The sequence below is a fragment of the Pigmentiphaga litoralis genome, assembly GCF_013408655.1.
GTDB lineage: Bacteria > Pseudomonadota > Gammaproteobacteria > Burkholderiales > Burkholderiaceae_B > Pigmentiphaga > Pigmentiphaga litoralis_A.
The window spans coordinates 580581-602009 of record NZ_JACCBP010000002.1; the positions used below are offsets into that span (position 1 = coordinate 580581).

Annotated in this window: 19 protein-coding genes; 3 read left to right on the plus strand and 16 right to left on the minus strand. The window is 64.2% G+C overall.

The window, feature by feature from the left end:
• From HD883_RS22720 to HD883_RS22745, 6 genes are read right to left on the minus strand one after another with little or no spacing between them, the layout of a single operon-like run.
• The gene (locus HD883_RS22720; RefSeq protein WP_179589238.1) at nucleotides 1-1434 is read right to left on the minus strand and encodes an NAD-dependent succinate-semialdehyde dehydrogenase; all 1434 of its coding nucleotides are present in this window, start codon (nucleotides 1432-1434) and stop codon (nucleotides 1-3) included.
• A gap of 28 nt (nucleotides 1435-1462) precedes the next feature.
• Nucleotides 1463-2221: an SDR family NAD(P)-dependent oxidoreductase gene (locus tag HD883_RS22725; protein ID WP_179589239.1), complete on the minus strand. Its 759-nt coding sequence runs from the start codon at nucleotides 2219-2221 to the stop codon at nucleotides 1463-1465.
• A gap of 40 nt (nucleotides 2222-2261) precedes the next feature.
• The gene (locus tag HD883_RS22730) at nucleotides 2262-2978 is read right to left on the minus strand and encodes an ABC transporter ATP-binding protein (RefSeq protein WP_179589240.1); all 717 of its coding nucleotides are present in this window, start codon (nucleotides 2976-2978) and stop codon (nucleotides 2262-2264) included.
• A complete protein-coding gene (locus tag HD883_RS22735; RefSeq protein ID WP_179589241.1) occupies nucleotides 2975-3745 on the minus strand; it encodes an ABC transporter ATP-binding protein in 771 nt (256 codons plus the stop codon). Before HD883_RS22735 ends, HD883_RS22730 begins: the two co-directional genes overlap by 4 nt.
• Complete coding sequence (locus HD883_RS22740) at nucleotides 3742-5625, minus strand: ABC transporter permease (protein ID WP_179589242.1); 1884 nt, start codon at nucleotides 5623-5625, stop codon at nucleotides 3742-3744. Before HD883_RS22740 ends, HD883_RS22735 begins: the two co-directional genes overlap by 4 nt.
• Before the next feature lie 25 nt (nucleotides 5626-5650).
• The gene (locus HD883_RS22745) at nucleotides 5651-6811 is read right to left on the minus strand and encodes an ABC transporter substrate-binding protein (RefSeq protein WP_179589243.1); all 1161 of its coding nucleotides are present in this window, start codon (nucleotides 6809-6811) and stop codon (nucleotides 5651-5653) included.
• A gap of 236 nt (nucleotides 6812-7047) precedes the next feature.
• On the opposite strand from HD883_RS22745, the gene HD883_RS22750 reads away from it, so the two are divergent.
• Nucleotides 7048-7776 carry a TetR family transcriptional regulator gene (locus HD883_RS22750; RefSeq protein WP_179589244.1) on the plus strand — a complete coding sequence of 243 codons (729 nt, stop codon included), beginning with the start codon at nucleotides 7048-7050 and terminating at the stop codon, nucleotides 7774-7776.
• A 27-nt stretch (nucleotides 7777-7803) separates the two neighbouring features.
• Here HD883_RS22750 and HD883_RS22755 read toward each other — a convergent pair whose 3' ends face one another.
• From HD883_RS22755 to tcuA, 3 genes are all read right to left on the minus strand, one after another.
• Nucleotides 7804-9234, minus strand: coding sequence for an MFS transporter (locus HD883_RS22755; protein WP_179589245.1), 1431 nt, complete (start codon nucleotides 9232-9234; stop codon nucleotides 7804-7806).
• Between the two features lie 76 nt (nucleotides 9235-9310).
• Nucleotides 9311-10456, minus strand: coding sequence for a tricarballylate utilization 4Fe-4S protein TcuB (gene tcuB / locus HD883_RS22760; RefSeq protein WP_179589805.1), 1146 nt, complete (start codon nucleotides 10454-10456; stop codon nucleotides 9311-9313).
• Nucleotides 10457-10502: 46 nt separating this feature from the next.
• Nucleotides 10503-11915, minus strand: a complete 1413-nt coding sequence (gene tcuA / locus HD883_RS22765) for an FAD-dependent tricarballylate dehydrogenase TcuA (RefSeq protein ID WP_179589246.1) — start codon at nucleotides 11913-11915, stop codon at nucleotides 10503-10505.
• Between the two features lie 217 nt (nucleotides 11916-12132).
• On the opposite strand from tcuA, the gene HD883_RS22770 reads away from it, so the two are divergent.
• Nucleotides 12133-13734 carry a histidine kinase famiy protein gene (locus HD883_RS22770; protein WP_179589247.1) on the plus strand — a complete coding sequence of 534 codons (1602 nt, stop codon included), beginning with the start codon at nucleotides 12133-12135 and terminating at the stop codon, nucleotides 13732-13734.
• On the opposite strand, the gene HD883_RS22775 is transcribed toward HD883_RS22770, so the two are convergent.
• Nucleotides 13735-13935, minus strand: a complete 201-nt coding sequence (locus tag HD883_RS22775) for a hypothetical protein (protein ID WP_179589248.1) — start codon at nucleotides 13933-13935, stop codon at nucleotides 13735-13737.
• 134 nt (nucleotides 13936-14069) lie between these two features.
• On the opposite strand from HD883_RS22775, the gene HD883_RS22780 reads away from it, so the two are divergent.
• A complete protein-coding gene (locus HD883_RS22780) occupies nucleotides 14070-15311 on the plus strand; it encodes a pyridoxal-phosphate-dependent aminotransferase family protein (RefSeq protein ID WP_218863569.1) in 1242 nt (413 codons plus the stop codon).
• On the opposite strand, the gene sodC is transcribed toward HD883_RS22780, so the two are convergent.
• From sodC to HD883_RS22810, 6 genes are all read right to left on the minus strand, one after another.
• On the minus strand, nucleotides 15304-15825 hold the full coding sequence (sodC, locus tag HD883_RS22785) for a superoxide dismutase family protein (RefSeq protein ID WP_179589250.1): 522 nt from the start codon (nucleotides 15823-15825) through the stop codon (nucleotides 15304-15306). The genes HD883_RS22780 and sodC overlap by 8 nt on opposite strands.
• A 121-nt stretch (nucleotides 15826-15946) precedes the next feature.
• Nucleotides 15947-16216 carry a hypothetical protein gene (locus tag HD883_RS22790; RefSeq protein ID WP_179589251.1) on the minus strand — a complete coding sequence of 90 codons (270 nt, stop codon included), beginning with the start codon at nucleotides 16214-16216 and terminating at the stop codon, nucleotides 15947-15949.
• Nucleotides 16217-16368: 152 nt separating this feature from the next.
• Nucleotides 16369-18663, minus strand: coding sequence for a xanthine dehydrogenase family protein molybdopterin-binding subunit (locus tag HD883_RS22795; protein ID WP_179589252.1), 2295 nt, complete (start codon nucleotides 18661-18663; stop codon nucleotides 16369-16371).
• Nucleotides 18660-19715, minus strand: coding sequence for an FAD binding domain-containing protein (locus HD883_RS22800; protein ID WP_179589253.1), 1056 nt, complete (start codon nucleotides 19713-19715; stop codon nucleotides 18660-18662). Before HD883_RS22800 ends, HD883_RS22795 begins: the two co-directional genes overlap by 4 nt.
• The gene (locus tag HD883_RS22805; RefSeq protein ID WP_179589254.1) at nucleotides 19712-20275 is read right to left on the minus strand and encodes a (2Fe-2S)-binding protein; all 564 of its coding nucleotides are present in this window, start codon (nucleotides 20273-20275) and stop codon (nucleotides 19712-19714) included. The genes HD883_RS22800 and HD883_RS22805 overlap by 4 nt, the downstream gene beginning before the upstream one ends.
• A gap of 139 nt (nucleotides 20276-20414) precedes the next feature.
• Nucleotides 20415-21329 carry a phytanoyl-CoA dioxygenase family protein gene (locus HD883_RS22810; RefSeq protein ID WP_179589255.1) on the minus strand — a complete coding sequence of 305 codons (915 nt, stop codon included), beginning with the start codon at nucleotides 21327-21329 and terminating at the stop codon, nucleotides 20415-20417.
• Between the last annotated feature and the right edge of the window lie 100 nt (nucleotides 21330-21429).

Genomic DNA, 21429 nt, shown 5'->3' on the forward strand with positions numbered 1-21429 from the left:
TTACATCTGGCTGACGAACTTGGTGGTCAGGTAGCTTTCCAGGGACTCACTGCCGCCTTCCGATCCGTAGCCCGAGTCCTTGACGCCGCCAAACGGGGTTTCTTCCACCGAGATGTTGTAGGTGTTGATGCCCACCATACCCGATTCCAGTTGCTCGCCCAGTGCGATCGCGCGGCCGTTGTCTGCTGTGAAGGCATAGGCGGCCAGGCCCACCGGCAGGCGGTTGGCTTCGGCAATCGCGTCGGCCTGATCGTCGAACGCATTGGCAATGATGACCGGACCAAAGGGCTCTTCGTTCATGATGCGCGCTGATAGCGGCACGTCGGCCAGGATCGTGGGCTGCCAATAGAAGCCGGGCGACGGGCCGCGGCGCCCTCCGGTCACGAGCCGGGCGCCCTGTGCGACGGCATCATTGATCAGCGCTTCCATGGTGGCCACTCTGCGCGGGTTGGCCATCGGCCCCATGCCCGTGTCCGCATCCAGACCGTTGCCCAGCTTCAGCCGTTCCACCGATGCCGCCAGGGTGGAGATGAATGCGGAATGCAACGATCGATGAATATGGAAGCGCGTGGGTGAAATGCACGACTGTCCGCTGTTGCCGAACTTGCGCATGGACTGGGCGGCCACCGACTTGATATCGGCATCTTCAAAGACCAGCACGGGAGCATGTCCGCCCAGTTCCATGGACGTCGGCTTGGGCCCCATAGCGGCCAATGCCGCGATCTGCCGGCCCACCGCCGTTGATCCGGTAAAGGACACTTTTCGAATTATGGGGGATCGGATCAACTGCTCGGACACCTCGGCCGGCACGCCAAAGACGATGTTCAGGACTCCCGGTGGAAGGCCCGCGTCGACCAGACACCGCAGGATTTCAAGCGCGCTTCCCGGCGTTTCTTCTGCCGGTTTCAGTACGCACGAACACCCGGCCGCTAGCGCACCCCCGATCTTGCGAACCGGCGTCAGCACCGGAAAATTCCAAGGCGTAAAGGCGGCCACGGGGCCCACGGGCTCGCGAACCACGATCTGGCGGTGACCGGCCATCCGCGACGGAATGACCCGGCCGTAGGCGCGACGGCCTTCTTCTGCATACCAGTCCAGGGTATCCGCGGAAAACAGCACCTCGCGTCTGGATTCCATGAGCGGCTTGCCTTCCTCGCGCGTCATGACGTAAGCCATGAAGTCTGCGCGTTCGCGCATCAGCGCGGCGGCCTTGTGAAGGATGGCGGCGCGATCCGGCGCCGGGGTCCGGCTCCAGATGTGGAAGGCGTCGCGGGCGGCGTCGAGCGCGCCGTCCAGATCGGCGGGGCTGGCGAGGGGAAGGGCAGCCAGCGGTGCTTCGGTGGCCGGATCGATCACCTGGAACACCTGGCGGTTATCGCCCGTCAGCCACTCGCCGCCAATATGCAGCGCCAGGTCAGGATAGGAATGCGTCATATCGGAATCCTTGGTCAGGCAAGCGCGGTCAATGCAGGACGATGCCGCCATCGACCGTCAAGGTCTGGCCGCTGATGAAATCGCTGTCGGACGACGCCAGGAAGAGCAGCGCGCCGACCAGGTCTTCGGGGGTCTGGTCGCGTTGCACACAGCGCGCCCGGTGCTGCGCGGCGATCGTTGCCGACAGGACGGCGCGGTTCGCCTCGACGTTTTCGCTCATCGTCAGCCCGGGGGCGATGGCATTGACGTTGATGCCGGTGCCGGCAAGTTCGCGGGCAAGGCATCGCGTAAAGGCTTCGACGGCGCCCTTGGAGGCCACATAGTGGGTCAGGTCGGGCACCCCGGTGGCCACGGTGGTCGATGAGATCGTGATGATCTTGCCGCTGCCGGCGGCCATCATTTCCTTGACGGCGGCCTTGGCGCAGAAAAACACGCCGCGTGCGTTCACGGTCATGACCCGGTCCCAGTCTTCCTGTTCCAGGTCAAGGATGCGGGCGCGCTTGAGCTGGCTGTAGATGCCGGCGTTGGCCACCATGATGTCGATCCGGCCGAAGTCGCCAATGGCCTGTTGCACCATGGCCTGGCACGCCTCCCAACTGGATACGTCGCTGCGGATACCCGACGCCTGGCCACCGGCTGCGCGGATCTGCGCCACGACGGTACCCGGATCGGCAATGTCGGACACCACGACGCTTGCCCCTTCTGCTGCCAAGGCGCGTGCGTAGTACGCGCCGATGCCCACCGCGGCGCCCGTGACCACCGCGACCTTACCGTTCAACCTGCCCATGCGTGCCTCTCTGCGTTTTGAATGTAGGGGCGCGGCGCGTTTAGTGCACGCCGACGCCAAGGTAGCGATCCACGAGTGACGGATCCTCGCGCATCGCGCTGGCCTGACCGCTCCAGGCGATATGACCATGTTCAATAATGAGCACCACGTCTGCATAGTCCAGGGCGCGATCGATCTGCTGTTCGACCAGGATCGTCGTCATGGACCGGTCCTGGGTCAGCGCGATTAGCGACGCCATCAGTTCGTCACAGATGACGGGTGCCAACCCTTCCAGCGGCTCGTCGAGCAGAAGGATTGATGGCTGGCCCAGCAGAGTGCGCGCGGTCGACAGCATCTGCTGCTCTCCCCCCGACAGCTGGGTACCGAGATTCTTCTTGCGATCGGCCAGCCTCGGAAACATGGCGTAGGCCTCGCCGACGGCAGACCGCGGCCGGCCCTTCAGGCCCGCCACCAGGTTCTCTTCCACCGTCAGGGATGCAAAGATGTCGCGCGTCTGTGGAACGTATCCCAGCCCCGCTGCGGCGCGGGCCGTGGTCGACAGGCCGCTGATATCGCGCGCGTCCAGCAGCACTTCGCCATGAAACCGGCGCGTCAATCCCATGAGGCTGGCCAGCAGGGTGGTCTTGCCCATGCCATTGCGTCCCAGCAGCGCCACCCGGCTTCCCGCCGGAACGTCCAGCGTCAGGTCGTCGATGACACGGATCGCGCCATAGCCGGCCGCCAGATGGCGGATGGACAGGGTTGGGGGTGACGTCATGCGGCTCCCTTGCCGACGCGGTCGGCATAGCGTCCCAGGTAGGCGGATCGGACCTGCGCATCGGCCATCACCTCACGCGGCGTGCCTTCGAAGATCACCGCACCTTCGGCCAGCACGACCACGTGCGAGGCAAAGCGGAACGCAAAATCCAGGTCGTGTTCGATCATCAGCACGGCCATGTCGGCAGGCAAGCTCTGGATCGCCTGCAGCATGCGTGGCACGTCGGCGCGCGACACGCCGGCTGCGGGTTCGTCCAGCAGCAGCACCTTTGCTTTCATGGCGAGCGCCAGCGCAATTTCCAGCAACCGGTGCTGGCCATACGCCGCGTTGCGGACCTTCAGGTCGGCCAGTTCGGACAGCGCCAGCCGGGCCAGTACGGCGCGCACTTCATCTTCGCGCGCCGGATCACGCCGTGTACTGCAGAACATGCGTTGTGACTGTCCGTCGCGCTGGAGCAGTGCCAGCCGGACATGATCCGCAAACGACAGGTCGAGAAACAGCCGGCTGATCTGGAACGAGCGCACCAGGCCAAGGCACGTGCGGGCAATCGGTTCCAGGCGCGACACGTCTTCGCCATCCAGAAGGATGTGTCCGGCATCCGGCCGCAAACGTCCGGCAAGCAGGTTCACGAAGGTGGTCTTGCCCGCGCCGTTCGGACCAATCAGCGCAACCCGCCCACCGCGTGGGAGGGTCATCGAGATATTGCGGCTGACCTGGATGCCGCCAAAGGACTTGTTCAGTCCCTGCACTTGCAGCAACGGCGTCATGGATTCACCTCGATGGCGCGGGGCGTTGCGCGGGGCCGGCGACGCGCACGCAGCGTCAGCAAGCCTTGCAGACCAGAGGGCAGGAAGAACATGACAACGATCAGGATCAATCCGATGGCGATCAGCCAGTGCGATGGATCCGCAGCGGCGATCGCGTGTTCGGTTGTCAGGTAGACGACCACGCCGCCAAGGGCGCCGAACAGGGTTCCCGCACCCCCCAGGATCAGCATCACGAAAGCTTCGGCGGACCGCTCGAACGTCAGGCTGTCGAGACCGACTACCCCTGTCGTGATGGCAGCCAGGGCGCCGCCGAGACCGGCCACCATGCCCGAGACGCCGAACATGCGCACCAGGGTGCTGTTTACCTTCGCCCCCATGGCTTCGACACGCACCGGATCGCCCTTGATCCCGCGGCACAGCAGGCCGAACGGTGAATGCACGATCAGTGTGAGCGTGCTCAGCACGCAGACAAGTACGCCAAGGCCAAGCAGATAACCGGTTACGCCTTCGAAGTCGAACGCAAAGATGCCGAACAGCGGGGACGGCGCGATATCGGACAGCCCGTCACTGCCACCGGTCAGCCACGACAGCTTGTTGCCCAGCGCCAGCGTCAGTTGCAGGATCGCCACGGTCAGCACCAGCTGCGCAAGACCTTTGGCCCGCACGATCAAGGCGCCTGACACCAGGCCTGCAAGACCGCCCGCGACCATGCCGACGCCCAGCATCGCCACCGGATCGGTAATGCCGGCTCGCAATGCAGCGATGCCGGCGGCATAGGCGCCAATGCCATACAGCGCAGCCTGCCCGAGCGTCGCCACACCGCAGTAACCAACGATCAGGTCGAGCGACAGGACCAGCAACGCCATCGACACCATGCGGGACAGATAGCCCGCGTAGTCGGGGAAGATCAGGTAGGCCGCCATCCCTGCCACCGCGATGCCGGCGATGCAGACCAGAGCGACGCGACGATCCGGCCCGTCAACCGGGGTAGGCGTTGCCGCGGACGCATGCGCCGCAGCCCGGCGGCCAAGCAGCCCGTCAGGAAACGCCAAAACGACCCCGATCACGGCAACGTAGAACAGGGCGTCGCCATAGCCGGGCGCAAGGTACTTGCCGACTGTATCGATCAGCCCCAGCAACAGGGCCGCCGTCAGCGCGCCGCCAATGGACCCCGCCCCACCGATCGATACGACCACCAGGATGGTGACCATATAGCGCAGCGCGTAGTAGGGATCGATGGGCAGCAGTTCGGCGCCGATCACGCCTCCCATGGCACCCAGGGCGACGGACAGCGCAAAGGTCAGCGAATAGATGCGTTGTGTGCGAATGCCGAGCGATGCGGCCATGCCTGCGTTGTCGACCGCAGCCCGCAGCTTGGTTCCAAAAGACGTCTTTTCGATCAGCAGCCACAAGCCCAGCGCCACGGCAAGTCCTACCGCGATTACGAACAGGCGGTGGGCCGGGATGAAGCGGAATCCCAGGTCAACGGGGCCCGTCAGGAAGCCGGGTAACGGGATCGTACGCATCGCGGGACCGAAAAAATAGTTGGTCAGCCCGATCATGCAGAAGGCAATCCCAATCGTGATGAGCACCTGGACCAGGTAGTCATTCTTTCCGTACAACGGCCGGAACAGCGCGACTTCAAGCGGCACGGCAAGGATGACGACGCAGGCCATGGCCAGGGGCAGGGCTGCCAGATAAGGCAGGCCAAGCGCCAGCATCGCATGCGATGCGAAGTAGCCGCCAAGCATCGCAAACCCGCCGTGGGCCAGGTTCACGACCTTCATCAATCCAAGCGTGATCGACAGGCCGATCGAGATGGTGAACAGCACCATGCCATAGGCCAGCGTATCGATCAGGATACTGACGAGTGTCGCCATTCGAGCGTCTCCTTACCGCGGCAGATCAAGGTTTGGCAGTGGGTGGAAATACCTTGATTTCCTTGTTGTACAGACGGCCATCAGTGCCTTTCTGTACCGAGCGGATATAGACGTTCTGCACAAGTTCCCGGCTTGCCGCGTCGATCTTGACCGGACCACGCGGGCTTTCCCAGGCCAGCCCTTTTGCCGCTTTCATGGCGCCGTCCGCATCCTTCTTGCCTTTCGTGGCTTCGATCATGGTCCGCAAGACGTGCGTGCCGTCATACGCCATGACGGTGGCCGGATTGACCGTGCCGTTGGGATACAGCTTGCGGTAGGCCGCCTGGAAATCGGCGTTTACTTTCGACTCGTGCGCCGCCGAATAGATGTAGCTGGTTTCGAGACCGATCGCGGCGTCGCCCAGTTGCTGCAGGTCGGACTCCTGGGTTTCCGACAAGCCGAAAAAGCGGATGCCTTCGGCCTTCATGCCGTTTTCCTGATAAGCCTTGACGAAGCCGAAGGTGGCCGGACCGGCTGGCAGGAAGACGAACAGCGCGTCAGGTTTCAGCAGGCGGATCTTCTGCAGGAACGGGCCGAAATCGGTGGTCGACAGCGGCATGCGGATGGATTCGATGACCTGGCCGCTGTTGCCGTAGGCGTCCTTGAACGCTGCCTCGGCATCAGCGCCGGGACTGTAATCGGCCACCGCAGTCACGACGCGTTTAAGCCCGTTCTCGGCCATGTACCGGGCGACCGGTACGGTAATCTCGGGCAGCGTGTTCGACGTACGAAGAAAGTAGTCTGACTTGCCGACGATGGTCGGGCCCGCCGCATTGAAAATGACCGATGGAATCTTGGCCGACTGGATCACGCTTGCCACGGCCAGCGCGTCCGGGGTGGACACGAAGCCGGCAAGGTACTGCACCTTGTCGCGGACGATCAGTTCCTGGGCCAGTGCCCGGGCACGTTGCGGATCGACGGTGGGCAGGTCGCGATAGATGTATTCGATCTTGATGTCGCCGGACAGCGGGCCTTTCTGGGCCGTGTAGGTCTCCATCCCCTGACGGAACGGCGTTCCCCATGACCCTGACAACTGGCCCGAAAACGGGCCGATCACGCCGACCTTGACGGTCTCGGCTGCCGGAGCGGCGCTGGAAAACAGTAAGGCAGCGCTTGCCGCCGCCACCAACCAAGCTGGTCGTTTCATGGAGTCTCCTGTCCTGGCATGCGCGTCATCGCTTTCCGCTTCAGTGGAAAGACGTGCAGCGTCTCTGCAAACGGTGTGTTAATCATGTGATTAACTGCGCCGATTACAGCATGACGATGTGCGCTCTCGCGAACTGATTTTTTCGATGGCTTGAAAACAAAAAGTGATGAGTGCGCGGGGGTGCGCTGTGGGTACACTGCGCGATGCGCCGTGGCACGGCCGACACCAGGATCCCCATGCCCGCTATCTCGAAGCCCACCCTGACACGACCGGCACGCGCGGTGCGCAAGCCGTCGCTTGCCCTCGCCGACGACACGCCGGCGCATGACGAAAGCGCGCGCGACCGGCTGGTTGCAGCGGCCATGGAGCTGTTCGCCCGCCGGGGCTATAACCATGTATCGATTCGGGATATTGCAACGCGCGCGGGCGTGAACTCGGCATTGATCGCCTACTACTTCGGCAACAAGGAAACTCTGTTCCGGCACGTGTACTTCGAGGCGGCACGTCCCATCAATGAAGAGCGCATCGTGTTGTTCGACGCGCTGGAACGCGCCTCGAAGCGGCCCACGATCGAAGCGGTCATCGCGGCTTGGCTCACGCCCATGTTCCACATGAAGTCGCTGGCCAACGGATCACCGATTTCGGAAATGTCCTTGAGCCTGACCGCAGACCATGCCGAGCTGTCGGACCAGATGAATACCGAGATTTACAGCGAGGTGAACGAGCGCTTGCTGGTTCTGCTGGAGTCGCGCTTGCCCGGCGCATCCCGGCGATCATTGGCGTGGCGCCTGTATTTCCTGATCGGCGCCGTCGTCACGATCACCCGGCCGCATGCGGAGGGCATGCGCCGGTTCTCGCACGGCGACTGCGCCGGGGAAGACACCGAAGAGATGATGCGCGAGTTGATCAGTTATGCGGCTGCGGGTTTTCGCGCCGTGCCGCGGTCGCAGCAAACGGCCGCGTAGCGGACACCGGTTCGACAGAGCCGCCCGTCACTTCTTCGCCTTCCGCGCAATTTCATCCCCCGCATCCGCCGGCAGCGGGCGCACGTCGTACAGCGCCACCAGCGACAGCAGGGCGATCAGCACGAAGGCGAGCCGGAAGTCCACGGCGGGGACGTCGGCCACGCCCAGGCCATCCTTGGCCCACGTGCCGACACGCAGCGCCAGGGCGCCCACGGCCACGCCGACGCCCAGCGACAGCTGGAACGCCGTGCTGAACAGGGTGTTGGCGGCGCGCAGCTTGGCGGGGGGCACGTCGGCAAAGGCCAGGGTGTTCAAGCCCGTGAAGTGCAGGGACCGCGCCAGGCCGCCGACGAACAGCACGCCGAGGATCCAGCCCAGCGGCGTGTTGGGCGAGAGCATGGCGTAGCAGAGCAGGAAGACGACATTGGCCAGGCCGTTCCAGCCGAGCACGCGTTTGAAGCCGTGACGGCGGATGATGCCGGTGGTGGCGGGCTTCATGGCCAGGTTGCCAGTAAAGATGGCGACCATCAGCAAGCCGGCGTGGAAGGGGTTCAAGCCGAAGCCGACCTGGAACATCAGCGGCAGCAGCAGGGCGGTGGCGCCGGTGGCCATGCGGAACAGCGATCCGCCGCTGACGGTGGCGGCAAAGGTCTGGATCTTCAGCACACTGAGGTCAATCATGGGGTGGCTGGCGCGGTGCATGTGCCGCACGCATCCGGCCAGCAGCAGAACGCCGGCGATCAGAAAGCCGACGGCCTGGGCCCAGGGGGTGTGGTCGCCGCTGACCAGTTCAACGGCCCAGAGGGTGCAGAACAGGCCGCCGCCGCCCAGCAAAAAGCCTTTGGTGTCGAAGGGCTGCGGTGTCGGGTTCTTGTCGTTGGGGATCAGCTTCAGTGCAAAAAAGAAGGCGATGATGCCGAGCGGCAGGTTCAGGTAGAAGATCCAGCGCCACGATGCATAGGTGGTGATGAAGCCGCCGATGGGCGGGCCCAGGATGGGCGCGACGAGCGCTGGCCAGGTCAGGGTCGCGATGGCGCTGACCAGCTTTTCCTTGGGGGTGGTCTTGAGCACGGCGAGCCGGCCGACGGGCACCATCATGGCGCCGCCCATGCCTTGCAGCACGCGCAGGAAGACGAATTCCCAGAGGCCGGTGGCGAAGCCGCACAGCAAGGAGGACACGGTAAAGAGGGCGACGGCGGATGCGAATACGGTGCGGGCGCCGTAGCGTTCGGCGACCCAACCGCTGGCCGGAATAAAGACGCCGAGCGCCAGCATGTAGGCGCTGACGCCGATGCTGAGGTCGACCGCCTGCACGCCGAAGGACTCGGCCATCTGCGGAACGGCGGTCACGATGATGGTGGCGTCGAGGTTCTCCATGAAGAAGGAGGCCGCGACCAGTAATGCGATCCAGGTGCTGGCCCGGCTGTCGTAGGCCGGCACCTGTGTTGTGTTGGACATCGGAAATGTCTTAGTGGGGGACAGCCACCGATCTTACTTGAGCATGCTCAACTTTGTAAGGCGGCGTCCCCCATGGTCAGTCCGCGCCCAACTGCAGCTTGCTGGGCTGGCGTTTTTCGATCGACCACTTGAGCAGCGCGGCGCTGCGGTAGATGCCGTGCGCGAACTTGCCGTAGGGCAGGGTCAGGAACAGCGCCATCACCACGCCCAGGTGCACGGCCAGCAGCAGGCCCATCCAGCTGGTGTCGCGCAGTCCGAGCAACAGCAGGCCCGTCACACTGATGAGCAGCAGCAGCACGATAAAGCCGCGGTCCATGGGCCGCTGCGCCACGTCGCCTTGCGCAGGGTCACGCCTCAGGTTCAGCCACAGCAGGCCGACCGGGCCGATGATCAGTCCGATGCCGCCTGCCGTTCCGAGCAACACCGGAAGGCTGAAGAACGGGTAGGGCGCGTGCAGGTCCAGGAAGTAGTGGTACAGCGTCGCGACCGACGTGGCGGCAAAGCACAGCATGAAGCCGTAGAACGTGAAGTGATGGAAGCGTCGGCGGCGCAGCGTGAACTTGTCGCTTTCGTCGTTGCAGCCCTTGCCGTGGCCGCCGTCCAGGTACTTGAGCTTGAGCGCGTTGCCGGCGGCTTCGGCAATGGCTTCACCGCTGGCCTCGCCCGGGCTGACGTTGCGCCAGAAGCGCGTCACGCCTATCCCCAGCGCAAGGATGGCCAGTATGAACACGCTGCCGAACATCAGGGCCAGGGTGTTGTGCGGAAAGATCGCGTAGAAGTTGCCCTGCAGCGGTTCGTGGAACAGCCCGCCGTTGATCCCGGCGGCCAGCACCAGGAACAGCGCCAGGCATGCGGCGGCAGCCATTGCGACGGTCAGGCCGTTGCGCTCGTACAGCTTGCCGAGCGGGGCGGGCCACGCAAAGTCCGAATAGGTCTGCACACGCACCTTGGCCATGGCCTGCGGCACGTTCACGCCAAATTCGTGGGGTGGCGCGTATTGACAGGCGTGCAGGCAGGCGCCGCAGTTGTGGCACAGGTTGGCCAGGTAATGGATGTCGGCCTTGCCGAACTCCAGCCGCCGGCTCATGGCCGGGAACACCGCACAGAAGCCTTCGCAATACCGGCAGGCATTGCAGATTTCCATCATGCGGCCGACTTCGTTTTCGTTGTGGCTCAGCGCCTTGCTGTCCTTGCCCGCCCAACGGACCGGATGTTCCTTCATGGTCACGCCCGGCGTGCCAAGTGCAACGGCTTCGCGCGTCAGGATTTCAAGCTGCTTCACGGCGTGCTCCTTCATTCTTGTTCAGGGCGGCAGCGGCCGCGCTGGTGCCGGCAATGCGGCCAAAGGCCGTGCCGATGGTCATGCCGACGCCGGCGGTATAGCCCTTGCCCAACACGTTGCCGGCCATCATTTCGCCGGCCGCGAACAGGTTGGGACTGGGCTGGCCGCCAAAGTGCACCGTGGCGTCCTCGTCCACTTTCAGGCCCAGGTAGGTGAATGTGATGCCGGGGCGGACCGGGTAGGCGTAGAACGGCGCAGTGTCGATGGGCCGCGCCCAATGGGTCTTGGCGGGCGTCACGCCTTCGGTATGGCAGTCGTCCAGCACCGTATGGTCGAAGGTGCCGATGCGGCAGGCGGCGTTGTATTGCTTGATGGTGTCAACGAATGCGGCCTCGTCCAGTCCGACCGCGCGCGCCAGTTCTTCCAGCGTGTTGGCCTTGGTGCCAGGGAACACGGGCGGCATGAAACGGCCCACGGCCTTGGCGTCGATGATCGAGTAGGCGATCTGCCCGGGCTGCATGGCGGTCAGGCGGCCCCAGATCGCGTAGCGCTTGGGCCAGAAGTCTTCGCCTTCGTCATAGAAGCGTTGCGCGTCGCGATTCACCACCACGCCCAGCGACACACAGTCGATGCGGGTGCAGATGCCGCCGTCGTACAGCGGCGCGCGGGCATCGATGGCCACGCAATGCGATTGCGAGGGGTCACCGATAATGTCGGCGCCGGCATCGATCATGTAGCGCAGCAGCACGCCCATGTTGTAGCGGGTGCCGCGGATCAGGAAGTTGTCGGCGGGCCATTCGCCGCGTTCATTCTGGCCCCAGGCCTCGCGCAGCCACGCCAGGTTGGATTCGAAGCCGCCCGATGCCAGCACACAGGTGCGCGCTTCGATGCGGGTGTCGCCGATGCGAGCCGCAACAAAGCGGCCGCCATCCAGTTCCAGCGCATCGACCGTGCAGTCGTAGCGGATGTCTACGCCCAGGGCTTCGGCGCTGCGGTAGTACGCGTTGATCAGAGCCTTGCCGCCCCCCATGAAAAACGCGTTGGTGCGCGCCAGGTGCAGGGTGCCCGACAGCGGCGGCTGGAAGTTGACGCCATGCTTGCGCATCCAGTCGCGGCAGGTGGCCGAATGGCGGATCGCCACGCGCGCCAGGTGTTCATTGGTGATGCCGCCGGTCACCTTCAGCAGGTCTTGCCAGAATTCTTCTTCGGGGTAGGCCTCGAGCAGCACGTCTTGCGGCGCATCATGCATGCAGCGCAGGTTGCGGGTGTGCTGCGAGTTGCCGCCCCGCCATTCACGCGGCGCGGACTCCAGCACCATCACGCTCGCGCCGGCCTCGCGCGCCATCAGCGCGGCGCACAGCGCGGCATTGCCGCCGCCAATTACCAGTACGTCGATCATCGGAATATCCGGGGGGATTGTCAGGCCGCTACTGTAGGGCGAGCCCCCGCAAGCCGCCATCCCCGGGCGCACAAGCCCTCTTCACGAATCGTGAAGAGCCGCCGCCCGCCGATCAGGCCATATGTTGCAGCAAAAGAACGGTCCATGACTGCACCGGACGCTTACAAATCGCCCAAAACCCGCGTGCTAAATTTTTGCCTCATCCACCGGGAACAGCATGAGCGATACCCCCAAGCCCTTCCGTCTGCCGAACGCGACGCAGACCATCGACCGCCGTTCGCACGAGATCTTTGCGGCGGCGGTGTCGACGACGCGCATGCCCATGATCGTCACGGATCCCAGGCAGCACGACAATCCGATCGTGTTCGCGAACAATGCCTTCCTGACGATGACGGGCTATACCGAAGACGAGATCCTGGGCACCAACTGCCGCTTCCTGCAAGGGCCGGATACCGATGAATCCACGGTGGATGAAGTGCGTAACGCCGTGCTGGCCAATCAGGAAATCGCGACCGAGATCCTGAATTACCGCAAGGATGGATCGACCTTCTGGAACGCGCTGTTCATCTCGCCCATCGTTAACGAGGATGGAGAAGTCATCTACTTCTTTGCATCCCAGCTGGACGTCAGCCGCCGCCGTGATGCGGAAGATGCCTTGCGCCAGGCCCAGAAGATGGAATCTCTTGGACAACTCACTGGCGGCATCGCACACGACTTCAATAATTTGTTGCAGGTCATGTCTGGCTACGTCGAGTTGTCACGTGTTGGCCTGGAAGTCGGCGCCGGCGTGGCGCGCGTTGGCGCGAACCTTGACAAGGTCAAGGATGCGATCGACAAGGCGTCGCGGCTGACGCAGCAATTGCTGGCCTTTGCCCGCAAACAGAGCCTGAGCGGCCGGGTGCTGAGCCTGAACGGCCTGGTCGAAGACATTGTGAGCCTGAGCGATCGGACCCTGGGCGAGCATGTGCGCATCCGCAATGAGTACGCGCCGAACCTGCCGAACGTGCGGGTGGATTCGACTCAGATGGAAGTTGCGATGCTCAACCTGTTGGTCAATTCGCGTGATGCGCTGGCCGACACGCAAGACGCCACGATCACGGTGCGAACCGAACTCGTCACGATCGAACATCACCAGCTGGTCGGTTTTGCGGAGCTGAACGAAGGCCAATACGTGACCGTCAAGGTGGCCGACAACGGCAGCGGCATTCCGCCCGGCGTGGTCGACCGGGTGGTGGACCCGTTCTTCACGACCAAGGAATTGGGCAAGGGCACCGGCCTGGGCCTGTCCATGGTGTATGGCTTCGTCAAGCAATCGGGCGGCGCCATGAACATCGAATCTGAAGAAGGCGTCGGTACGACGGTGACGCTGTATTTCCCTGCGCTGGACGCCGAAGAAAATCCCTTGCCGACGCCGGTCAAGATCATCGAGCCCATCGGCAAGGAACGCATTCTGGTGGTGGACGACCGGCCGGAAGTGGCCGATGTGAGCAAGGCGCTGCTCGATCAGCTGGGCTACGACGCGATCGTGGCGTACACGCCCGACGACGCGCTGGCCGTGCTGGCCGGTGACACGGCCGTCGACATGCTGCTGACCGACGTGATCATGCCCGGCAAGATGAATGGGGTGATGCTGGCGCGGGAAGCCCGCCTGCTGCGTCCCAAGATCCGGATCCTGCTGACGACGGGCTATGCCGATACGGAACTCAATCGCAAGGGCGAACGGGCGTCCGAATTCGACATCCTGTACAAGCCCTACAGCCGCGGCGATCTGTCCAAGAAAGTGAAGATCGTCATGAAAGGACCGACCGGGGTCGGCTGATCAGATGGCTTCGCCCACGCGCAGCTTGACCCCAAACCGATACAGCCGGTGGCCGGACATGCCCGTGCGTTCGCGCGCTTCCAGGAAGGTGTCCCACAGCGCGGGGTCGGCGCCCGCCTTGCTGGCCTTGATATAGGCATCGACCATGTCGCGCGAAGCGTGCGCAAAATCGGTCAATGCATCCAGTTCTGACTGTTTCATGGGCGAGCCCTCGGTATCGATGGCACATGCTATCGCCGTGGCCCAAGGGCTGAACATAGGTGACACGGACTACACCGGCCGGACGGGATGAGGCGATAATGCATGTTGCAACGCAACCCAACCGGAGAACTCCCTTGTTGCCTCACACAATCGGCGAAATCGATCCCCCTCAACGTCTGCTGATGGGACCTGGCCCGGTCAATGCCCATCCGCGCGTGCTGCGCGCCATGGCGGCGGACCTGCTGGGGCAATTCGATCCGGAAATGACGTCGTACATGAACGAGGTCATGGCGCTGTATCGCCCCGTGTTCGGCACCGGCAACCGGTGGACCTTCCTGGTCGACGGCACCGCGCGCGCGGGCATCGAAGCGTCGCTAGTGTCGATGGTGGCGCCGGGCGACCGTGTCCTGGTGCTGAACTTCGGCCGCTTCGGCCTGTTGCTGACCGAGATCCTGGCGCGTATCGGCGCGGTGGTCGAGACGGTTGACGCCCCCTGGGGCGAAGTCGTCCCCATGGACGCGGTGGCGGCGGCGATCGAACGCTTCCAGCCCAAAGTCGTGGCCACGGTGCACGGCGATACGTCCACCACGATGGCGCAGCCGCTCGACGGCCTGGGCGACCTGTGCCGCGCGGCGGGCGCGCTGTCGTACGTCGATGCCACCGCCACCATTGGCGGGATGGAAATCGCCGCGGACCGCTGGGGCGTGGACGTGGTGACCGGTGGCCTGCAAAAATGCCTGGGCGGGCCCTCGGGCTCGTCGCCGATCACCATTTCGGACCGCGCGGCCGACGCCATCTTTGCGCGCCGCCATGTCGAAGAAGGCATTCGCCGCGACGACATCACCGACGGCACCGGCATCCGCATCGGCTCCAATTATTTCGACCTGGCCATGATCATGGACTACTGGTCGGAAAAGCGCCTGAACCACCACACCGAAGCCACCACCATGCTGTACGGCGCGCGGGAATGCGCCCGGGTCGCATTGGGAGAAGGGCTGGCACCGCGTTACGCACGGCATGGCGCCGCAAGCCAGGCCATGATGGCGGGCATCCGGGCAATGGGGCTGACGGTGTTTGGCGATGAACGCTACAAGATGACCAACGTGACGGGCATCTACATTCCCGACGGCGTGGATGGCGAAGCGGTGCGCCGCCGCATGCGCGAAGATTTCGAGATCGAGATCGGGTCGGCCTTCGGCCCGCTGCAGGGCAAGATCTGGCGGATCGGCGCCATGGGCTACAACGCCATGAAGCACAAGATCCTGATCACCCTTGGCGCGCTGGAATCGGTGCTGCGCGCCGAAGGGTATGCCTGCCCGCCGGGCGCCGCGGTCGATGCGGCGCTGGCGGCCTGGAACAAGGCGTCGATTACTTGATGACGCCGCACGCCTGACGCGCGCCCCCGCCGCCCAGCGGCGCGGGGTGATCGCTGTGGTTGTCGCCACCGGCGTGCACCATCAGGGCCTTGCCGCTGACAGCGGCCAGCTTCAGGCGCGGGGCCAGCACCGGCTGCATGGCGTTGCCCTGCGCGTCCACGATCAGGGGGGGCAGGTCGCCCAGGTGGGCGCCGTCATCCCAGGGCATGCCGTGCTTCTTGGTGTTCTGCGGATCCAGATGGCCGCCGGCAGCGCCTGCCGGCACCATCTTGCCGCCATCTTCCTTGGCATCGCAGCTGCCCATCGCGTGCACGTGGAAACCGTGGACGCCGGCCGGCAGACTCGTCAGCTTGGGGGTAAAGACCAGACCGTATTTGCTGTCCGACAGGGTCACTTCGCCAATGGCCTGACCCTGACCCTTTTCCGTCGCCATGTACATCGGGACGGTCGTGTCGGCGTGGACGGCGGTGGCGCCGAGCAGGCCGGCAAGCAGGGCGGGAATGAGAATGCGCATGGTGGTGCTCCAGGACGTGATCGAAGAGCAGACAATCTAGCCGCTGGCGGGCGATCGCGCCACTGCGGTTGTCACGCGATGTGACGGGGCGATATGGCGCCCGATGTCGCGGTCAACCGTATCAAGGACGTGGAAGCCGCTCGCCCAGGGCCGCAAGAAACGCGGCGGCCTGTTCCGCCATGGGTTGTCTCATGGCGATCATCGCGGGTTGGTCGTCCTGCGCGCTCAGCACACGCTCCATCCGCAACCGAAACAACTCGGCGGATTCGCGTTGCGCGCGCTGTGACAAGGTGCCCAGCAACGTCTCGAGCGCTTCGGCCATCACAATCTGGCGCGCTTCGAGATCCCGCATAGCCTCGGCCATTTCGATAAGGAGTTCCCTGTGTTGCATCGTGGCGTCTCTCTGTGCAGAGCTGTCATCGAGCTTAGGATTCTAGGACACCCTTTTTGAAATAGCTTCCTGCTGAGCACGTCGAAACGAGGTTTCTTTGCAGGCGGGTGATTCGATGATGGCTTCACCCGCCTGATCCGAACACGTGCTCGTCAGTAGCCCGGGCGGTCCGTCATCACCTTGTCCGGCGTCATGGGCGTGCTGCGCACCCGCTTGCCAGTCGCATGGAAGATCGCGTTGCAGATGGCCGCCGACACGCCCACCAGGCCGATTTCGCCAACGCCCTTCGCACCCAGCCGGCTCACGATGCGGTCGTCTTCATCCACGAAGATCACCTCGATGTCATGGATGTCGGCATTCACCGGCACATGGTATTCGGACAGGTTGTGGTTCATGAAGCGGCCCAGGCGGTGATCCGCATGCGTCTCTTCATGCAGGGCTTCGCTGATGCCCCACACCACGCCGCCGGTGATCTGGCTGTGCGCGGTCTTCAGGCTCATGATGCGGCCGGCGGCAATCGCGCTAACCACCCGAGTCACGCGGACCGTGCCAAACTCCTCGTCCACCTTGACCTCCGCGAACACCGCGGAATGGGTCGACCGGGTGTACTTCTTTTGCTTCAGGACATTGGGCAGCAGCAGGTACTTTTCTTCGACACGTGTCTCTTTGCCAGCGGCCAGCAGCTCGGGCAGCGTGACCGAGACGGTCGGGTCCAGCTTCAGCCGCATGTGGCCTTCGACGAATTCGACGTCGTTGAAGTTGGAGTGCTCGAAGGGCTGGCCTTCCAGCGACCGGGCCAACTTGTAGAGGCGCTTCTGCAGCTTTTCGCAGGCGCCTTCGACCGCGGACCCGACCGTAGCCACGTGCGACGATCCGCCTTCGATCGGCGCCACGGGCAGGGTCGAATCGCCCAGCTGGAAGGTGACCTTTTCCAGCGGCAGGCCCATCGATGCCGCCGCGATCATCGCCATGACGGTGTAGGTGCCCGTGCCGATGTCGGTCGCGGCGCTGCTGACGACCAGGCGGCCATCGGCATGCAGCACGGCGCTGGCGCGCGCAAACATCTGCATCGCATCCCATTGCCCGGTGGCCATGCCCCAACCCACCAGCTCGGTGCCGTCACGCATGGACCGCGGCGCCAGCGGCCGGCTCGACCAGCCAAAGCGCTCGGCCGCCTGTTCATAGCAGGCCCGCAATTCCTTGGTCGAAAAGGGCAGGTCGTTCATCTGGTCGCGCTCGGTGTAGTTCTTCAGGCGCAAGGCCAGCGGGTCCATGTGCAGTTCATAGGCCAGCTCATCCATGGCGACTTCAAGCGCATGCACGCCGTGAGCCGCGCCCGGCGCGCGCATGTCGATCGGCGTGTATTGGTCCAGGTCGACCAGCTGATACCCCAGGCGCACGTTGTCGCACGCGTAGAGCTGGCCCGACCAGTTCACCACCACTTCCACGTAGTCTTCGATGCGCGACGTTTCGGCGATCGCTTCGTGCATGATCGAGCGCAGGGTGCCGTCGCGTTCGGCGGCGAGCTTCACATGCTGCAGCGTTTCGGGCCGATGGCCGAACGTGAACATCTGCTGGCGGGTCAGCACGACGCGCACCGACCGTTCCAGCTTGAGCGACGCCATTACGGCCAGGGTCAGCTGGTACTGCGGGCGCAGGCCCGACCCGAACGCGCCACCCACATACGGATTGCGCACGGTGACCTTGTCTTTGGACAGGCCGAATACATGCGACACGTACCAGCGGCTGTTCTGCGAGCTTTGCGTCTTGTCGTAGATGGTCAGATGCCCATCGGCATCGCGAATCACCGTTGAAGCAAACAATTCCAGCGGGTTGTGGTGCTCCACGCCGTTGTAATAGGTGGCCGCGATCTTGACCGGGGCCGCATCGAACGCAGCCTGCGCATCGCCGCGTTCATCGGGCGGTGGCGAATACCCGGCCTTCAGGCGGCTCGGCTTGTGCCCCCGATGCAGGTTGTCCATCAGATTGGTTTCGTGCGGTTCGATCGCGTACTCCACATTCACGAGCGATGCAGCGTGGCGCGCGGCTTCGAAGGTCTCGGCCACGACCAGGGCAATCGGCTGGCCGCTGTACAGCACCTTCTCGTCATACAGCGGTCGGAAGGGCGAGCCCCCCGGCGCGGTCATGTCCTTGTACGACAGGTCGAACGACCGCATCTTGGGCCGGTTCTGATAGGTGATGATGTCAATCACCCCGGGAACGGCCAGCGCCGCTTCCAGATGGAACACGGTCACGCGGCCTTTCGGGATGCTGCTGTTGACCACGACACCATGCGCCAGGTCGGCGGCAAAATGTTCGGCGGCATATTGCGCGGTGCCGGTGACCTTGGCCCGGCCATCCACCCGCGACACCGACATGCCCTTGGTCACGTAGCCCGTGCCTTCCGGGGCAACAGGCGCTTTCAGCGATTCGATCAGGTCGGTCATACGGTCACCTCGGAAATGTACGGTTCACCGGTGTTGGTCACGGTGCCTTCGGCGGCCATCGTCAGCGCGCGGACGATGGCGCGATGGGCCATCGGAATCTTGTAGTCATTGGCGCCCTGGCCCTTGGCGTTGCTCAACAGGGCTTCGGCCGCCTGCGTGAATACCGCGGCATCCGGACGGACGCCGACCAGGCCGGCTTCGATCTGCAGATCGCGCCAGGGCTTGTGCGCGACGCTGCCCAAGGCCAGCCGCGCTTCGCGAATCGTGCCGTCTTCGGCCAGGTCCAGCGCCGCCGCGACCGATACCAGGGCGAATGCATACGATGCGCGCTCGCGCAGCTTCAGGTAGACCGAATGGCCGGCAAAGGCTTGCGCTTCGGGCAGTTCCAGGTGGGTGATCAGCTCATCGTAGGCAAGGTTGGTGTCCTTGTCCGGGCGATCGCCCGGCAGGCGATGGAAATCGCCAAACGGGATCTGGCGTTTGCCGGACGGCGACTGCACATGCACGATCGCGCCCAGGGCGGCCAACGCCACGCACATGTCCGACGGGTGGGTGGCAATGCAATGTTCGCTGGCGCCCAGAATGGCATGCTGGCGGCTCAGGCCGCCGATGGCCGAACAGCCGGTGCCCGGATCCCGCTTGTTGCAGGGTACCTGCGAGTCATAAAAGTAATAGCAGCGCGTGCGTTGCAGCAGGTTGCCGCCGTTGGTCGCCATATTGCGCAACTGCGGAGACGCGCCGGCCAGGATGGCCGCGGTCAGCAGCGGGTAACGCGAACGCACCAGCGGGTGATAGGCGGTGTCGGCATTGCGGGCGAGCGCGCCCAGCATCAGCCCGCCGGTTTCCGTCTCTTCGATCTGGTTGTACGGCAGGCCATTGATGTCGACCAGGCGCACCGGCCGCATCACGTTTTCTTTCATCAGGTCGATCAGGTTGGTGCCGCCGGCGATGAACTTGGCTAAGCCCACCGCCATGCTGTTGCCTTCATGACCGCCCAGCGCGTCGAGCGCCTCGGACGCATCGGCAGGTGCCACATAGGTGATCGGATTCATACTGGCACCGTCCCGACGACGACGCTGCGATCCGTGGTTTCGACCACTGCCGGAATGTTCATGACCTGGGTCACGGCGCCGACGATCTGCGGGTAGGCGCCGCAGCGGCACACGTTGCCGCTCATCAGTTCGCGGACCTGGTCGGCGTTCCTGGCTTCGCCCTCATTCATGAGGCCCACAGCTGAACAGATCTGGCCGGGAGTGCAGTAGCCGCACTGGAACGCGTCATGGTCAATGAAGGCCTGCTGCAGCGGATGCAGCGTGTCGCCCTCGGCCAGCCCTTCAATCGTCGTGATGTCGCGTCCGTTCTGCATCACGGCCAGCGTCAGGCAGGAATTGATGCGCTTGCCATCCACCAGCACCGTACAGGCGCCGCACTGGCCCTGGTCACAGCCTTTCTTGCTGCCGGTCAGGTGCAGGTGTTCGCGAAGCAGGTCCAGCAGGCTGACCCATGCTTCGATCTCTAATCGTGTTTCCTGGCCGTTGATGCGCAGGGTGATGGGGTAGCGCGGCGCGGCAGCCGGCGCCGCGCCGGGCCGGGGGGTGACTTGTGCGTCCATGGGAATCCTTGGTGAGCGAGCCTGAGGCATTGCCCACGAGGCAGCAAGGCGCGTGCCCATGCGACACGGAAAAACGAACAGCCGGCAAAGGCCGGCTGTTCATCGGGGTCAACCATGCCGGCCCGAAGCCGGCGCGTCCTTATGGGCGGGGACGGCTAGCGCGCTGACGCATCTTGCTCGACAGGCGGATGGCCGCCCAGGCGAGCCAGCGGCCGTTGGTCACGCGCACCTGGGGCAGGCGGCGCAGGACTTCGACGGCGATGCCACCCTTGCGGTACCACAGGCGCTTGCGCTCCTGGCTGTCAGTGCGGCGGCCCACCAGCCATTCCGCCTTGCGCAGACCCGGCTTGTAGACCGGCGGTACGTTGAAGATCAGGATGTAGGCCAGGCGCGGCGCGGTCGACGTGTTCGGCGCCGTGTAGTGCAGCGTGCGAACGTCGTGGATCGTGCAGTCACCGGCTTCCAGGGGCACCGGCACGGCTTCGGCCTTGGGGAAGTCGCCGCAGCATTCGAGCGGGTGCAGCGAACGGTCGCCGCCCGGCGATTGGTGTTCGAGCACGTCACCCAGGTGCGAGCCTTCAAGGAATTGCATGCAGCCATTGGCCTCGGTGACCGGTTGCAGGGCCATCCAGATGCTCAGTTCCTTGTATTCGAAGTCTGGCGAGCGGAAGGCCTCGTCCTGGTGCCAGGGCGTTTCCGGACCGTACAGCGCGGGCTTGAGCAGGGCATGCTCGCCGTACAGTGCGGCGTCTTCGCCGAGCAGTTCCTTCGCCAGCGCCAGGGCGCGGCGATGGAAGGTGGTCTTGCGCAGTTCGGGAACATAGTGGCTCGGGTCATGCATGCTTGGAAAGCTCTGCATCTTGCCCGGCTCGTCGCGCCCCGAGAAATCGTATTGCGCACCCTCTTCGTAACCCGCCTTGCGGGCAAACAGACCAAGCAGGGTGTCGCGAATTTGCTGGACTTCGGAGGGCGGGCAGATGCCCTCGCGGCGCATATAGCCTTTGGTTCGATAATCGTTGAGTTCTTGTTCGGAAAGCAAGGCCGCAGTGCCCACGTTGGTCTCCCCAGATTGGAGGGGAAGCGCGCCCCTCATCGCAATTGACATGGGCTCTACCGTAAACGCTCTGTAACCATTGGTGCATCGAGAGAACGTC

Coding starts and splice junctions, on each gene's coding strand:
- HD883_RS22730 (WP_179589240.1), bottom strand. CDS start 2,978: ATGACGTCACCCCCAACCCTGTCCATCCGCCATCTGGCGGCCGGCTAT.
- tcuB (WP_179589805.1), bottom strand. CDS start 10,456: ATGAAGGAACATCCGGTCCGTTGGGCGGGCAAGGACAGCAAGGCGCTG.
- HD883_RS22745 (WP_179589243.1), bottom strand. CDS start 6,811: ATGAAACGACCAGCTTGGTTGGTGGCGGCGGCAAGCGCTGCCTTACTG.
- HD883_RS22750 (WP_179589244.1), top strand. CDS start 7,048: ATGCCCGCTATCTCGAAGCCCACCCTGACACGACCGGCACGCGCGGTG.
- HD883_RS22770 (WP_179589247.1), top strand. CDS start 12,133: ATGAGCGATACCCCCAAGCCCTTCCGTCTGCCGAACGCGACGCAGACC.
- HD883_RS22800 (WP_179589253.1), bottom strand. CDS start 19,715: ATGAATCCGATCACCTATGTGGCACCTGCCGATGCGTCCGAGGCGCTC.
- HD883_RS22755 (WP_179589245.1), bottom strand. CDS start 9,234: ATGTCCAACACAACACAGGTGCCGGCCTACGACAGCCGGGCCAGCACC.
- HD883_RS22720 (WP_179589238.1), bottom strand. CDS start 1,434: ATGACGCATTCCTATCCTGACCTGGCGCTGCATATTGGCGGCGAGTGG.
- HD883_RS22735 (WP_179589241.1), bottom strand. CDS start 3,745: ATGACGCCGTTGCTGCAAGTGCAGGGACTGAACAAGTCCTTTGGCGGC.
- tcuA (WP_179589246.1), bottom strand. CDS start 11,915: ATGATCGACGTACTGGTAATTGGCGGCGGCAATGCCGCGCTGTGCGCC.
- HD883_RS22805 (WP_179589254.1), bottom strand. CDS start 20,275: ATGGACGCACAAGTCACCCCCCGGCCCGGCGCGGCGCCGGCTGCCGCG.
- sodC (WP_179589250.1), bottom strand. CDS start 15,825: ATGCGCATTCTCATTCCCGCCCTGCTTGCCGGCCTGCTCGGCGCCACC.
- HD883_RS22740 (WP_179589242.1), bottom strand. CDS start 5,625: ATGGCGACACTCGTCAGTATCCTGATCGATACGCTGGCCTATGGCATG.
- HD883_RS22795 (WP_179589252.1), bottom strand. CDS start 18,663: ATGACCGACCTGATCGAATCGCTGAAAGCGCCTGTTGCCCCGGAAGGC.
- HD883_RS22775 (WP_179589248.1), bottom strand. CDS start 13,935: ATGAAACAGTCAGAACTGGATGCATTGACCGATTTTGCGCACGCTTCG.
- HD883_RS22725 (WP_179589239.1), bottom strand. CDS start 2,221: ATGGGCAGGTTGAACGGTAAGGTCGCGGTGGTCACGGGCGCCGCGGTG.
- HD883_RS22790 (WP_179589251.1), bottom strand. CDS start 16,216: ATGCAACACAGGGAACTCCTTATCGAAATGGCCGAGGCTATGCGGGAT.